Here is a 14223-nt window from a genome sequence, read left to right as displayed (position 1 = left end):
TCGCGGCGGCGGAGCCTGACACGGCCGGCCCGCAGACACGGGCTGCCGCTTTGCCGGGGGCGGTCCTACGACCCCGGGCCTTGCCGCAATTACGACCCCTCATGCTCTGTATCTACGCGATTCGACCGACGTTAGTTCGACGCAATCCCGCGCATATTTGACTCGTTTCCAACGAACGTCGGGGGCCGGGTTCGCAATTCGCTGCGTTTCACCCTTCGCCCGACGGCAAGCGAGCGGGAGGGACAGCGATGTCGTACGTGGTAGCGGCCCCGGAGATGCTGGCGGCCGCATCGGCGGATCTGGAGGGCATCCGCTCGGCGTTGGGCGCGGCAAACGCGGCGGCGGCGGCTCCGACCTCCGGGGTGCTGGCCGCCGGCGCCGACGAAATCTCTGCGGCGGTGGCGGCCCTGTTTTCCGGGCACGCCGAGCTGTATCAGGCGCTGAGCGCGCAGGCGGCGAGCTTTCATGAGCAGTTCGTTCGGGCCATGAGCGCCGGCGGGGCGCTCTACGCGGAAGCCGAGGCCGCCAACGCTTCGATGATTGGGGCGCCCGCGCAGGCCGCGGCGCAGAACGTCCTGGCCAACTTGGGCATCGGCAACGTCGGGGCCGGCAATGTGGGCGGGGGCAACCACGGCAACGGGAACGTGGGCAGCGGCAACGCCGGCAACCAGAACGTGGGCAGCGGCAACGTCGGCAACACCAACGTCGGCAACGGAAACAACGGCGTCGGCAACATCGGCGACGGGAACCGCGGCAGCCAAAACCTGGGTAGCGGGAACGCGGGCAACAACAACACCGGCTTCGGGAACAACGGCATCGGCAACGTCGGCGCCGGAAACCTCGGCAACACCAACGTCGGCAACGGGAACCTGGGCTCCGGCAACATGGGCAGCGGGAACCGCGGCGACGCGAACATGGGCTTCGGGAACCGCGGCAGCAACAACGTCGGCGCCGCGAACACCGGCAACCACAACATCGGTTTCGGCAACACGGGCAACAACGACATCGGCTTCGGGCTCACAGGTGACAACCAGATCGGTTTCGGCGCACTGAATTCCGGCAGTGGCAACATCGGCTTCGGCAACTCGGGCACCGGGAACATCGGCTTCTTCAACTCGGGCACTGGAAACGTCGGCATCTTCAACTCCGGCAACCACAGCTTCGGCTTCGAGAACTCGGGCAGCTTCAACACCGGGTTCACCAACTCCGGTCAAGGCAACACCGGCTTCCTGAACAGCGGATTCAGCAACTTCGGTGCGGGCAACGGCGGCGCCAACAACATGGGCATGTTCAACGCCGGCTCCCAGAACTTCGGGATGGGGAACTCCGGCTTCCAGAACACGGGCAGCGGAAACGCCGGCTCCCTCAACACCGGTGACTTCAACACCGGCAACTTCAACACCGGATGGGGAAACTCGGGCGCGAGCAACACCGGCGGTTTCGACTCGGGCAACCTGAACACCGGCTTCGGCAGCGCCATCACCCCGGCCGGGGTGAAGAACTCGGGCTTCGGCAACACCGGCCTGGACAGCTCCGGCTTCTTCAACTCGGGCGGCGACACGTCCGGCTTCCAAAATGCAGGCCTGGCCTTCGAGTCGGGCTTCCGAAATTCCGGCAATGGCAACAACGTCGGCATCGGCAACTCGGGCAGCTTCCTTGCCGGGATTGGAAACACCGGCTTCGACAACATCGGCATCGGCAACTCGAACGTCTTCAACTCCGGTATCGGTAATTCGGGCAACGACGACTCCGGCTTCTTCAACCGGCGCGACGCGCAGTCGGGCTTCTTCCAGTAAGGACATGTGATGAGTTTTTTGGTGTTGCCGCCGGAGATCAATTCGGCGCGGGTGTATCTGGGTGCGGGGCCGGGCCCGATGTTGAATGCGGCGGCGGCCTGGGAGGGGTTGGCGGGCGAGTTGGGCTCGGCGGCTTCGTCTTTCGGGTCGGTGACGTCCGGGTTGGTTGGGGCGGCGTGGCAGGGTCCGGCGGCGGTGGCGATGACGGAGGCGGCGGCGCCGTATGCGGGGTGGTTGTCGGCGGCGGCGGCGCGGGCGATGGGGGCGGCGGGGCAGGCGCGGGCGGCGGCGTCGGCGTTTGAGGCGGCTGTGTCGGCGACTGTGCATCCGGCGGCGGTGGCGGCCAACCGGAGCCAGTTGGTGTCTTTGGTGCGCTCAAACCTGTTGGGGCTCAATGCGCCGGCGATCGCGGCGGCCGAGGCGCAGTACGAGGCGATGTGGGCTGCCGACGTCTCGGCGATGGTGGGCTATCACGGCGGGGCGTCGGCGGTGGCCGCTCAGCTGGCCCAGACGGCCTTGCCGAACATCAACCTCGGCCTCGGCGACATCGGCGGCCTGAACGTGGGCGGTGGCAATGTCGGCGACGCCAACGTGGGCGCCGGAAACGTCGGCAACACGAACGTGGGCATGGGAAACCTCGGCACCGGAAACGTGGGCAGCGGGAACGCCGGCAACAACAACTTCGGCAACGGCAATAGCGGCACCGGAAATGTCGGCAGCGGAAACCTCGGCGCCGGAAACGTCGGCTCCGGTAATCGGGGCAGCTTCAACATGGGCTCCGGGAACCGCGGCAGCAACGACGTCGGCTTCGGAAACGCGGGCAGCCACAACTTCGGCGTCGGGAACACCGGCAACAACGACATCGGCTTCGGGCTCACCGGCGACAACCAGGTCGGGTTCGGCGCGCTGAACTCTGGCAGCGGCAACCTCGGCTTCGGCAACTCGGGCACCGGCAACGTCGGCTTCTTCAACTCGGGCACCGGAAACGTGGGCTTCTTCAACTCGGGCAACGGCAATTTCGGCTTCGGCAATGCGGGCGACACCAACACCGGGTTCTGGAACGCTGGCGCCACGAACACGGGATTCGGAAACGCCGGCGAAGTCAACTTCGGCTTCGGCAACGGGGCGTCCTTCAACTTCGGCGCCGGGAACGCGGGCAGCTCCAACTTCGGCTTCGGAAATTCCGGCGGCAACAACACGGGCAACTTCAACACGGGTCTCGACAACACGGGCGACTTCAACAACGGCATGTTGAACACGGGCTGGGCGAACGCGGGGAACACCAACACGGGCGCCTTCAACACCGGCGACCTCAACACCGGCTTCTTCGGCGCGATCACCCCGGCTGGTATCACAAGCTCCGGTTTCGGTAACACCGGCGCTGGGAGCTCAGGGTTCTTCAACGGGGGTTTCGACAACTCCGGCTTCATGAACACCGGTGCGGGCTTCAACTCCGGCTTCCACAACACGGGCGGCGGGGTCGACGCGGGCATCAACAACTCGGGCGTCTTCGCCGTGGGCATCGGCAACGCGGGCGCCGACGTCACCGGCATCGGGCTCACGGGCCTGCTCTCGTCGGGCATCGAGAACCTGGGCAACTTCAGCTCCGGGGGCTTCAACCACGGCAGCAACCAGGCCGGGTTCTTCCACTAGCGAGGCGTGCCCGAATGACGATCTACGACCCCGTGCCCCGCAAATCTACGAGTTCTGACCGACGTTGTTCGGTCCACCGCTTCGCATAGTTGGGATTGTGATGTCGGACTTTTCGTTGTTGCCGCCGGAGATCAATTCGGCGCGAATGTATGCCGGCGCGGGCCCGGGCCCGCTGTTCATGGCGGCGACGGCATGGGAGGGGCTGGCCGCCGACCTGCGCTCGTCGGCGTCGTCGTTCGCCTCGGTCGTCTCGGCGCTGATCGGCGGCCCGTGGACGGGTCCGGCGTCGAAGGCGATGGCGACGGCGGCGGCGCCCTACGTTTCGTGGTTGGCCGGGTCGGCGGCGCAGGCCGAAGGCGCGGCGGCGCAAGCCCGGGCGGCGGCGACGGCGTTCGAGGCGGCGCAGGCGGCGACCGTGCATCCCGTCGCCGTCGCCACGAACCGGGCGCAACTGATGATGTTGGTGGCGAGCAACTTTCTCGGCCAGAACAGCCCGGCGATCGCGGCGACGGAATTCCACTACGGCCAGATGTGGGCGCAGGACGTCGCCGCGATGGTCGGCTACCACGCCGGGGCGATGTCGGTGGCGTCGTCCTTGGCGCCGTTCGCGGTGCCGCCGGTCGAGATGGCCGCCGCGGCGGCGCAGGGAGGCGGAGCCGCCGATCCTCTCTCGGCCCTGGTGGCCGCGTTGCAGTCGCTAGTCTCCGGGGCGCCGTTGCAGTCGCTTTCGTCGCTGGCCCAGGTCGCGACGTTGCCGATCAGCATGCTGATGTCTCCGATCATGTCGCTGGCGCAAGGGGCGAACGCCGGCTCGGCGGGATTGGCCAACGCCGCGGTGGTGGGGGCCGATGTCCCCAAGCTCGTCGGTAGCACCGCGCCGGTGACCACGCCGCTCGGCGGCGGCCCGGGTTCCCCCGTGGCGGCGGGCTTGGGCAAGGCGCAGCTGGTGGGGTCGATGTCGGTGCCTGCGACGTGGCCGGGGTCCACGCCGGCGCGGATGGTCAGTGCGGCGATGTCGGGGCTGGGCGGCGAAATACCCGGCGGCGCTGGGGGAGTCGGCCCCGCGGCGGGCGGCATGCCGATGATGCCGATGCCGATGGGCGGCATGGGCGGTGGAGCGCCCGGCGGGATGTTGGGCCGCGGCGGGGCCAGCCCGCATGTGGTGCAGTCGCGGCCCAGCGTGGTGCCGCGGGTCGGGGTCGGATAGGGCGGGGGTGATCTACTTCTACCAAGCATGTTCGGCAACAAGAACTTTCATGAAAGGAGCAAAATGATGACTAGTCGGCTTATGACCGATCCGTACGCGATGCGGGAAATGGCGAGCCGTTTCTCGGTGCACGCGCAGACGGTCGAGGACGAAGCGCGACGCATGTGGGCGTCGTCGCAAAGCATTTCGGGTACCGGCTGGAGTGGGGCTGCGCAGGCGACGTCCTACGACACGATGGGACAAATGAATCAGGCCTTTCGCAACATCGTGAGCATGCTGCACGGCGTGCGCGACGGGCTGGTCCGCGACGCCAACAACTACGAGCACCAAGAGCAGGCCTCGCAGCAGGCGCTGAGCAGCTAGGAGATTCGGCAATGACGATCAATTACCAATTCGGTGACGTGGACTCGCACGGCGCCCTGATCCGCGCCCAGGCGGCATCGCTGGAGGCCGAGCACCAGGCGATCGTGCGAGACGTACTGGCGGCGGGGGATTTCTGGGGCGGCGCCGGGTCGGTGGCCTGCCAGGAATTCATCACGCAGCTGGGCCGCAACTTCCAGGTGATCTACGAGCAGGCCAACGCCCACGGCGCCAAGGTTCAGTCCGCGGGCAGCAACATGGCCAGCACCGATTCGGCGGTGGGTTCCGGCTGGGCCTGACCGATTTCACACGCCTAAGTGACTGCGGCAGCGGTGGTTTCGGTCGCCATCACCTCGGCGGCCGCACGCTCGCCCGATCGGATCGCGCCGTCTATCCACCCGCACATGATCGCCGAGCTCTCCGTGCCGGCCCAGTGCACGCGACCGCAGGGCTCCCGCAGGGTGTAACCGAATTCGGTCAGCACGCCGGTCGGCGCGTGGCTGATCATGCCGCCACCGGAATAGCGCTCGGTCGTCCAGTTCTGCTCGTGGAATTCCAGCGGCGACTCGGCCTTGCTGCCGAACCGATCGACCAGCTCGGCGATGACCGCCGCTTTCCGATCGGCCTCGTCCATTTTCGTCAGGCGGCGTGCGGCCGGTCCCTCGGTGATCACGCACATGATCCCGAGGTTCGCGGTGTTCGTGCAGGCGTCGATGGTGAGCGTGGCCAGGGACCCGGGCGCGGCCGACTGGCCGCACAATCCGGCCGCGCGCCAGAACGGCTCGTCGTAGAGGATCGATATCTTGATGACAGCGCCACTTGGCATGCGCTGGTGCAGCAGTGTCCGGTCCACGGGCAACATCGGCTCGTACACGATCGAACTGGCGATGGCAAGCGGGATCGCGACGATGGCGCGCCGCGCCCGCACCATCAGGCCGTCCGCGGCGACCGTCACGCCGTCGGCGTCCTGGGTGATCTGTCGCACGGGGCGCGAAAGGTGCAGCGCGTCACCGAGTTCGGTGGCGATCTGCCGGTAGATGGCGCCCATCCCCCCGACGGGCCGCGCGTCCTGGGCGCCGCCCTTGCCCGAGATGACGAAGGTGGGCCCCCCGCCCGACCCCATCTGGGTCAGCGCCCACAGCAGCGACGTCTCCGACCCGGCCGAGGTGTATACGCCGGACAGCGCCATGTCCAGCATCTCGCGGGCCTGCTTGGACATGGTGTTCTTGTCGATCCATTCGCCGAGGCTGATGCGGTCCCACTCGTCGGCGTTCTTCGCCTCCCACGGCGCCTCGCGCGGGACCGATTTGCACATGTTCTCGATCGAGAGCAAACCCACGCCGAGGTTGGCGACCGCCCATGGGCTCATCGACCAGGGGATGGTGCCGCCGTAGCGGTGTTTCTTTCCGTCGACGATCATCATCGCGTCGCCGTCGTTGTGCTGCTTGTATTCCGGCACGCCGAACTCGTCCATCATCGCGTAGATGCGATCCTGGCCCGGCCCGACCCAGGCGCCGCCGCGGTCGATCCAGGTGCCGTCGTCGCGAGTGACCGTGAACGTGCGACCGCCGACCCGGTCACGCGCCTCCAGCAAGGCCACCGAGCGACCGGCCTGCCTGAGCCGCAGGGCGGCCGTCAAACCCGCGAACCCGGCCCCGACCACGCAGTAATCGACATCTGACACGACTGGCTCCTTCACTGGTCAGCCCCAAAGCAGCAAACTACACCGATCGGAAGGCGGGCAGTAGCGGGTTCACCCCGATTTCTCGCGCGCTTCAAATCCGTTGACGCGACGGGGTCAAAGGTGATGGGCCTGATTGCCGCCGCGGCGTTTGGCGGTGTACATCGCGCTGTCCGCGACGTCGATGAGTTTCTCGATGAGCCCGGGAATGTCGGACGTGCCCATCGGGGACAGCTCGGCGGTGGCCGTGCCGATGCTGGCCGTCAGGCCCTGCGGGAGGGCGGCGATGGCGGCGCCCAATCGCGCCGAGACCGCCTCGGCGTCCTGGGCGGGGCCGATGGTGGCGATGAGGAACTCTTCTCCGCCCGCGCGGCACAGCACCGCTGTCGGCGCGGCTTGCTGCGCCAGCACCTCGGCGACCGCGATAAGTGCGCGATCCCCCGCGGCGTGGCCGTGGGTGTCGTTGATGCGCTTGAACGCGTCCAGGTCGACCATGGTCATGGTCAAGTGGGTGTCGTCGGCGCGCGGATCGGCGAGTCTGCGGGTGAGGGCGGCGGCGAACGCTCGGCGGTTGAACAGCCCCGTCAGCGAGTCTTCGTCGGCGCGTTCCGCGTAAGTCCCCATGGCCCGCGACATCCCTCGCATCGCCACGGGAAACGACACGTTGAGCATCGCGATCACCCAAAACGCGGCGAGCCCGGTGCCCACGTCGACCTCACGCGCCAGGTGCGCCGCCGTCGCGACGGTGACGATGCCCGCCAAGGTGGCGCTGAACGCCAGAAATCTATTGTTGTGGAACAGCGCGACATACCCGCTATTCGTGGCCATGGCGCAGCAGCCGACGGCCGCCAGGGCGGCGGTCGGCTGGGTCAGGCTCCACCCGGCGATACATGTCGCGGCGATGACTCCGAAGATCTCCGATTGGATTCGGGTCGGCCAGCGCGTCAACCAGTAGACGCTTACCGCGACGACGAAGACCGCCGCGCCCGCGTCGACGAGCACCACCTCGACCGTCGGGCGACGCAGGCTCAGCATGGTGGCCACCGGTACCAGCGCCGATATCGAGGAGATGACGGCCAGGGTCACCTGTGCCGCGCGAAGCAGCCCGCGCTCGCGCAAGGTGGCCGTGATCCAGTCGAAGTGATCGGGCTCGCCCAGCCACGACTTCAACGCGGACATGCTGCGCACCTCCCTTCAGGGGATAGCTCAGCATCAAACGGCGGACAGCGTTGCGAATCCGACGAAACCAGCATGACCGCCCCGCATAGGGTGCGGTCATGCTGGTGCACACGGTCCGGGCCCGGCGCAGCGCCGACGACTTCCCGCGCTCCGAACACCTGGCCGCCAAGATCGCGGAGGTCGCGGCCGACCCGGTGGCCGTCGAGCCGGTAACGGCGGAGATGGTGGCCAACCGGATCATCGACAACGCCGCCGTCAGCGCCGCCGCCGTGCTGCGGCGGCCCGTCACCGTGGCCCGCCTGCAGGCGCAGGCGCACCGAGCCCAGCGGGGGGCGCGCGTTTACGGTGTCGCCGGCGCCTATTCGGCGGAATGGGCGGCGTGGGCCAACGGCGTCGCTGTGCGCGAACTCGACTTCCACGACACGTTCCTGGCCGCCGAGTACTCCCACCCGGGCGACAACATCCCCCCGCTTGTCGCCGTGGCGCAGCAGCTCGGCGTGGGCGGCGCCGACCTGATCCGCGGCGTGGCCACCGCGTACGAGGTCCAGATCGACCTGGCCCGCGGAATCTGCTTGCACGAGCACAAGATTGACCACGTCGCGCATCTCGGGCCCTCGGTGGCCGCCGGCATCGGCACCATGCTCCGGCTGGACATCGAGACCATCTACCAGGCGATCGGGCAGGCCCTGCACCTGACCACCAGCACCCGCCAATCGCGCAAGGGCGCGATCTCCAGCTGGAAGGCGTTCGCGCCGGCGCACGCCGGAAAGGTCGCCATCGAGGCGGTCGACCGGGCGATGCGCGGCGAGCGGTCGCCGGCCCCGATCTGGGAGGGCGAGGACGGGGTGATCGCCCGGTTGCTGGGCGGGCCCGAGCGCGAATACCGCGTGCCGTTGCCCGCTCCCGGCGAACCCAAGCGCGCCATTCTGGACAGCTACACCAAGGAGCACTCGGCGGAGTACCAGAGCCAGGCGCCGATCGATCTGGCCTTGCGGCTGCGCGGGCGGATCGGCGACCTCGACCAGGTCGCGGCGATCGTCCTGCACACCAGCCACCACACCCACGTGGTGATCGGGACCGGATCCGGCGATCCCCAGAAGTTCGACCCCGACGCGTCACGGGAGACGCTCGACCACTCGCTGCCCTACATCTTCGCCGTCGCGTTGCAGGACGGCGCGTGGCACCACGAGCGCTCCTACGCCCCGCAACGGGCCCACCGCCGCGACACCGTCGACCTGTGGCGCAAGATCTCCACCGTCGAGGACCCGGACTGGACCCGCCGCTACCACTCGACCGACCCGGCCGAAAAGGCGTTCGGGGCCCGAGCCGAGGTGACGCTCAAGAGCGGCGAGGTGATCTGCGACGAGCTGGCCGTGGCCGACGCGCATCCGTTGGGCGCCCTGCCGTTCCGGCGCCCGCAGTACATGGACAAGTTCACCGGGCTCGCCGACGGGGTGGTCGATCCGGCCGAGCAGCGCCGGTTCCTCTCCGCCGTCGACGCCCTGGCCGGGCTCGAGTCGGTGGATGCGCTGAATATCGTGATCGATCAGCGGGTGCTGGACGGTGCGCCGCCGACGCCGCCCGGGATCTTCGGCTGAGAGCGCAGCTAGGGCGTGGAGGGTCCGCCGTACTGCCACACCAACGAATGGGCGCCGGTCATGGTGGGGTTGCACCACATCGTGCGGCCGTTGGCGTCCTGGGTGGTGGCGTGCAGCACCGTGCAGGAGTCACCCGGCCCGGGGGTGTCCGCCCGGGCCACACCCCCGGCCACCGGCGCGACGGCAGCCATCAGCGCCGCGACGAGGAATCGAAGTCTGTTCATGGTGGAGTCCTCCTAGCGACTTCACGGTATCCGGGCATTAACTCCCAGGCAAAGGATTCTTTGCCCCTTCCCAAGCCACGCGCCTAGAACGCGTTCTAATCTGTCAAACCATGGGATTTCTCAAGCCCGAGCTGCCGCAGCTCGACATGGAGGAATGGAACAAGGGCACCCGCAGCGAGAAGATCCGTCCGATGGCCCGGCACTGGGCCGAGGTGGGCTTCGGCACGCCGATCGCGCTGCACCTGTTCTACGTCGTCAAGATCCTGCTCTACATCCTCGGCGGCTGGCTGTTCGCCTCCGCCACGAAGGGACTCGGCGGGTTCACCAACGTCGCGCACTGGTGGTCCGAGCCGATCGTCTTCGAGAAGGTCGTGCTCTACACGATGCTGTTCGAGGTGATCGGGCTGGGCTGCGGCTTCGGTCCGCTGAACAACCGGTTCTTCCCGCCCATGGGCTCGATCCTGTACTGGATGCGGTTCGGCACCATCCGGCTGCCACCGTGGCCGGACCGCGTCCCGCTGACCCGAGGCACCACCCGCAAACCGGTGGACGTCTTCCTCTACGCAGCGCTGTTGGTGATGACGCTGTGGGCGTTGTTCTCCGACGGCACCGGGCCGGTGCCGGAGCTGGGCACCAGGGTGGGGCTGCTGCCGACGTGGGAGATCGTGTGGATCCTGCTGTTCCTCGCGGCGGCGGGCCTGCGTGACAAGGTGATCTTCCTGGCCGCCCGCGGCGAGGTCTACGCGACCATGGCCGTGACGTTCCTCTTCGGCGGGCCCGACATGATCGTCGGCTCCAAGGTGGTGTTCCTGATCATCTGGATGGGCGCGGCGACGTCGAAGCTCAACAAGCACTTCCCGTTCGTGATCTCGACGATGATGTCGAACAACCCGCTGGTGCGCCCCCGCTGGCTGAAGCGGCAGTTCTTCGAGAAGTTCCCCGACGACCTGCGGCCCGGGCGGCTGTCACGCTTCCTCGCGCACGTGAGCACTGCGATCGAGATGTTGGTGCCGCTGCCGCTGTTCTTCTGCCACGGCGGCTGGCCGACGACGGTGGCCGCGATCGTCATGGTCTGCTTCCACCTGGGCATCCTGCTGTCCATTCCGATGGGGGTGCCGCTGGAGTGGAACGTCTTCATGATCTTCGGTGTGCTGTCGTTGTTCGTCGCGCACGCCCGGCTGGGATTGGCCGACCTGAAGCATCCGGTGGCGGTGGCGATCCTGTTCGTCGTCGTCGCGGGAATCGTCGTGCTGGGCAACATGTTTCCGCGCAAGATCTCGTTCCTGCCGGGCATGCGCTACTACGCCGGCAACTGGGACACCACGCTGTGGTGCATCAAGCCGTCGGCCAACGACAAGATCGGCCGGGGCATCGTGGCGATCGCCAGCATGCCGCAGGCCCAGCTGGAGCGGTTCTACGGCAGCCCGGAAGCGGCGCAGATCCCCATCTACATGGGGTACGCGTTCCGCGGGTTCAACACCCACGGCCGCGCCCTGTTCACCCTGGCGCATCGCGCCATGGCGGGCCAGAACGAGGACGACTACGTGATCACCGACGGCGAGCGGATCTGCAGCACCGCCATCGGCTGGAACTTCGGCGACGGCCACATGCACAATGAGCAACTCATCACCGCCATGCAGCAGCGCTGCCATTTCGAGCCGGGCGAGGTACGGGTCGTGCTGCTCGACGCGCAGCCTATCCACAAGCAGACGCAGGCCTACCGGCTGGTCGACGCCGCGACCGGCGAGTTCGAGCGCGGCATCGTGCGGGTCGCCGACATGGTGACCCGCCAGCCCTGGGCCGACGACGTGCCGGTCCAGGTGCTGACGGAGGAGGCGCCGAACGTCACGCCAGAGTGACGCTCGGCGTCGAGAGCCACGCCAGCGTGACGCTCGCGGTCACGTACCGGCTCGCACCTCGTGCGCCGCGGCGACCATGTTCCGCAGCGACGCGGTCACCTCGTCGGCGTTGCGCGTCTTCAGCCCGCAGTCGGGGTTGACCCAAAGCCGTTGCGGCGGCACGGCTCTCAACGCCGCCCGCAACGACTCGGCCATCTCTCCTGCGCTCGGCACGCGCGGTGAGTGGATGTCGTAGACGCCCGGGCCGACGCTGTTGGCGAAGCCGACCGAGTTCAGGTCGTCCAGCACCTCCATGTGCGAGCGGGCCGCCTCGAGCGACGTGACGTCGGCGTCCAGGTCGGCGATGGCGCCGATCACCTCACCGAATTCCGAGTAGCAAAGGTGGGTGTGGATCTGCGTCGAGTCGGCCACGCCGGACGTCGCCAGGCGGAAAGCCGCCACGGCCCAACGCAAGTAGTCCTCCTGCTGGGCGCGGCGCAGCGGCAGCAGCTCGCGCAGCGCCGGCTCGTCGACCTGGATCACCGCGATGCCCGCGGCCTGCAGGTCCACCGTCTCGTCGCGAATCGCCAGCGCCACCTGGTTGGCGGTGTCGGCCAGCGGCTGGTCGTCGCGGACGAACGACCAGGCCAAAATCGTGACCGGCCCGGTCAGCATGCCCTTCACCGGCTTGTCGGTCAGCGACTGCGCGTAGCTGATCCACTCGACGGTCATCGGGCGGGGCCGCGCGACGTCGCCATAAAGGATCGGCGGTCGCACGCAGCGGCTGCCGTAGGACTGCACCCAGCCGTTCTGCGTGGCGAAGAAGCCCTCCAGCTGCTCGGCGAAGTACTGCACCATGTCGTTGCGCTCGGGCTCCCCGTGTACCAGCACGTCCAGACCCAGTTCCTCCTGCAACGCGATGACGTCGGCGATCTCCTTGCGCATCTTGGCGACGTACTCGGCCTCGTCGATCTCGCCGGCCCGAAAAGCCGCGCGCGCCTTGCGGATCGCCGATGTCTGCGGGTACGAGCCGATCGTCGTGGTCGGCAGCGGCGGCAGGTGCAGCCGCGCCTCCTGGCTGGCGCGGCGCCCCGCCGCGTCGCCGCGGTGCGTGCCCGACGCGATGATCTCCTCGATCCGGGCGCGGACCGCGCTGTTGTGCAGCCGCGGATCGCTGCGACGGGAGGCGACGGCCGCGTTGGACGCCGCGATCTCCTCGGCGACGGCGTCTCGCCCGTCCCGCAGTGCGCGGGCGAGAGTGACCACCTCGCTGACCTTTTCGGCCCCGAACGCCAGCCAGCTGCGCAGGTTTTCGTCCAGACCCGTTTCGGGCTCCAGCGAATACGGCACATGCATGGTGGAGCACGATGTCGAAACCGCCACGCTGCCGGCCGAACCCAGCAGGGTGGCCAGCTTGGCCAGCGCCGATTCCAGGTCGGTGCGCCAGACGTTGCGCCCGTCGACGATGCCGGCCACCAGCAGCTTGCCGGACAGTTCCGGGATGCCCGCCACCGCGGTGCCGGCGCCGGCCACCAGGTCGATCCCGATGGCTTCGACGGGCGTGCGGGCCAGGCCCGCCAGCGCCGCGCCCGGGTCGCCGAAATAGGTGGCGACATGGATCGCCGGCCGGTTGCTCACCGCCCCGAGCGCGGTGTAGACCGCCTCCGCCAGCGCCGGGGCGTCGGGGGAGATGTCGGTCACCAGGGCGGGCTCGTCGAACTGCACCCACCGGGCGCCGTGCTCGGCGAGCAGCGAGAGCAGCTCGGAGTAGATCGGCACCAGTTCGCGGAGCCGCTCGATCGGCGCGCCGCCTCCGTTGATGCCCTTGCTCAGCAACAGGAACGTGATCGGGCCGATGAGGACGGGACGCGCGGGAATCCCTTGCGCAAAAGCCTCTTTCAGCTCCGATAGCACCTTGTCGGGGTTGAGTGCGAATCGCGTCGCGGGTTCGATCTCGGGGACCAGGTAGTGGTAATTGGTGTCGAACCACTTCGTCATCTCCAGCGGCGCGATGTCGTCGTTGCCGCGCGCCAGGGCGAAGTAGCGGTCCAGTTCGTCGGCGACTGCGGTGGCCCGCACCGGCAGCGCGCCGAGCATCACGGCCGTGTCGAGCATCTGGTCGTAGTAGGAGAAGGTGTTCACCGGGACCGAGTCCAGGCCGGCGGCCGCCAGGTGGGTCCACATGTCGCGGCGCAGCGAAGCCGCGACGGACTCCAGTTGGGTGCGGTCGGTGCGCCCGGCCCAGTAGCCCTCGGTGGCGCGCTTGAGTTCGCGTTTCGGGCCGATGCGGGGGGAGCCGGTAACCGTGGCGGTGAATGGTTGAGAGGTGCTCACTTCTTCGTCCTAACACTCGACGGGTGGATCACCGCCGGCGGACGCAACAGCCGAGTCCGTCGCGGCACACAAGCCGCAACGGCAACGACCAAACGCCCATTCCACGAGGCGATGACCCGGCCGGACGCGGCGCGCCCGGCACAGCCGGCAGGTCTTCGGACTCGCAGGCGCGCACCGAGTGGTGCTCCTAGTGGCCGTCGCTTCCCGATCTTTCGATCAGTGCGTGTGACGGCGGTCGTTCCTGCTCACCGCTGCGGGACAGTCCCGGACTCCCACCGGGTTCCCTCTCGCGAAGCGTGTCTAACATGCCTCGCTCGATGCCGGCGCCACGGTTGCGGCGACGGCAAACCAGC

The 14223-nt window shown here is 68.2% G+C and carries 11 protein-coding genes and 1 riboswitch; of the genes, 7 read left to right on the top strand and 4 right to left on the bottom strand.

What is annotated here, in order from left to right; all coding sequences use genetic code 11:
- Positions 1-248: 248 nt before the first annotated feature.
- The 5 genes from AC5Y5E_RS21400 to AC5Y5E_RS21380 all read left to right on the top strand — a co-directional run bounded on the left by AC5Y5E_RS21400 (position 249) and on the right by AC5Y5E_RS21380 (position 5315).
- A complete protein-coding gene (locus AC5Y5E_RS21400; protein ID WP_499904812.1) occupies positions 249-1796 on the top strand; it encodes a PE domain-containing protein in 1548 nt (515 codons plus the stop codon).
- 9 nt (positions 1797-1805) lie between these two features.
- A complete protein-coding gene (locus AC5Y5E_RS21395) occupies positions 1806-3449 on the top strand; it encodes a PPE family protein (protein ID WP_499904811.1) in 1644 nt (547 codons plus the stop codon).
- A 97-nt stretch (positions 3450-3546) separates the two neighbouring features.
- Positions 3547-4656, top strand: a complete 1110-nt coding sequence (locus AC5Y5E_RS21390) for a PPE family protein (protein ID WP_499904810.1) — start codon at positions 3547-3549, stop codon at positions 4654-4656.
- Between the two features lie 66 nt (positions 4657-4722).
- Positions 4723-5019, top strand: coding sequence for a WXG100 family type VII secretion target (locus tag AC5Y5E_RS21385; RefSeq protein ID WP_499904808.1), 297 nt, complete (start codon positions 4723-4725; stop codon positions 5017-5019).
- Between the two features lie 11 nt (positions 5020-5030).
- Positions 5031-5315 carry a WXG100 family type VII secretion target gene (locus tag AC5Y5E_RS21380; protein WP_068108167.1) on the top strand — a complete coding sequence of 95 codons (285 nt, stop codon included), beginning with the start codon at positions 5031-5033 and terminating at the stop codon, positions 5313-5315.
- A 14-nt stretch (positions 5316-5329) separates the two neighbouring features.
- Here AC5Y5E_RS21380 and AC5Y5E_RS21375 read toward each other — a convergent pair whose 3' ends face one another.
- Positions 5330-6700 carry a flavin monoamine oxidase family protein gene (locus AC5Y5E_RS21375; RefSeq protein ID WP_499904807.1) on the bottom strand — a complete coding sequence of 457 codons (1371 nt, stop codon included), beginning with the start codon at positions 6698-6700 and terminating at the stop codon, positions 5330-5332.
- Between the two features lie 114 nt (positions 6701-6814).
- A complete protein-coding gene (locus tag AC5Y5E_RS21370; protein WP_499904805.1) occupies positions 6815-7876 on the bottom strand; it encodes a GGDEF domain-containing protein in 1062 nt (353 codons plus the stop codon).
- A 98-nt stretch (positions 7877-7974) separates the two neighbouring features.
- On the opposite strand from AC5Y5E_RS21370, the gene prpD reads away from it, so the two are divergent.
- The gene (gene prpD / locus AC5Y5E_RS21365; RefSeq protein WP_499904803.1) at positions 7975-9474 is read left to right on the top strand and encodes a 2-methylcitrate dehydratase PrpD; all 1500 of its coding nucleotides are present in this window, start codon (positions 7975-7977) and stop codon (positions 9472-9474) included.
- A gap of 8 nt (positions 9475-9482) precedes the next feature.
- Here prpD and AC5Y5E_RS21360 read toward each other — a convergent pair whose 3' ends face one another.
- Positions 9483-9698: a hypothetical protein gene (locus AC5Y5E_RS21360; RefSeq protein WP_499904801.1), complete on the bottom strand. Its 216-nt coding sequence runs from the start codon at positions 9696-9698 to the stop codon at positions 9483-9485.
- Positions 9699-9808: 110 nt separating this feature from the next.
- Between AC5Y5E_RS21360 and AC5Y5E_RS21355 the strand changes: the two genes are divergently transcribed.
- The gene (locus AC5Y5E_RS21355) at positions 9809-11557 is read left to right on the top strand and encodes a DUF3556 domain-containing protein (protein ID WP_499904800.1); all 1749 of its coding nucleotides are present in this window, start codon (positions 9809-9811) and stop codon (positions 11555-11557) included.
- Between the two features lie 39 nt (positions 11558-11596).
- Here the strand turns inward: AC5Y5E_RS21355 and metE are convergent, their stop codons facing one another.
- The gene (gene metE / locus AC5Y5E_RS21350; RefSeq protein ID WP_499904798.1) at positions 11597-13870 is read right to left on the bottom strand and encodes a 5-methyltetrahydropteroyltriglutamate--homocysteine S-methyltransferase; all 2274 of its coding nucleotides are present in this window, start codon (positions 13868-13870) and stop codon (positions 11597-11599) included.
- A 129-nt stretch (positions 13871-13999) separates the two neighbouring features.
- Positions 14000-14210, bottom strand: a riboswitch (cobalamin riboswitch).
- Positions 14211-14223 lie beyond the last annotated feature (13 nt).

This window comes from Mycobacterium sp. NGS54 (genome assembly GCF_059812465.1).
This window is presented reverse-complemented; position numbering and strand designations above follow the sequence as displayed.

What these genes read in the sequence shown, in the direction of transcription:
- AC5Y5E_RS21400 (WP_499904812.1), top strand. Translation starts at nt 249, where the DNA reads ATGTCGTACGTGGTAGCGGCCCCGGAGATGCTGGCGGCCGCATCGGCG.
- AC5Y5E_RS21395 (WP_499904811.1), top strand. Translation starts at nt 1,806, where the DNA reads ATGAGTTTTTTGGTGTTGCCGCCGGAGATCAATTCGGCGCGGGTGTAT.
- AC5Y5E_RS21385 (WP_499904808.1), top strand. Translation starts at nt 4,723, where the DNA reads ATGACTAGTCGGCTTATGACCGATCCGTACGCGATGCGGGAAATGGCG.
- AC5Y5E_RS21380 (WP_068108167.1), top strand. Translation starts at nt 5,031, where the DNA reads ATGACGATCAATTACCAATTCGGTGACGTGGACTCGCACGGCGCCCTG.
- AC5Y5E_RS21370 (WP_499904805.1), bottom strand. Translation starts at nt 7,876, where the DNA reads ATGTCCGCGTTGAAGTCGTGGCTGGGCGAGCCCGATCACTTCGACTGG.
- prpD (WP_499904803.1), top strand. Translation starts at nt 7,975, where the DNA reads ATGCTGGTGCACACGGTCCGGGCCCGGCGCAGCGCCGACGACTTCCCG.
- AC5Y5E_RS21360 (WP_499904801.1), bottom strand. Translation starts at nt 9,698, where the DNA reads ATGAACAGACTTCGATTCCTCGTCGCGGCGCTGATGGCTGCCGTCGCG.
- AC5Y5E_RS21355 (WP_499904800.1), top strand. Translation starts at nt 9,809, where the DNA reads ATGGGATTTCTCAAGCCCGAGCTGCCGCAGCTCGACATGGAGGAATGG.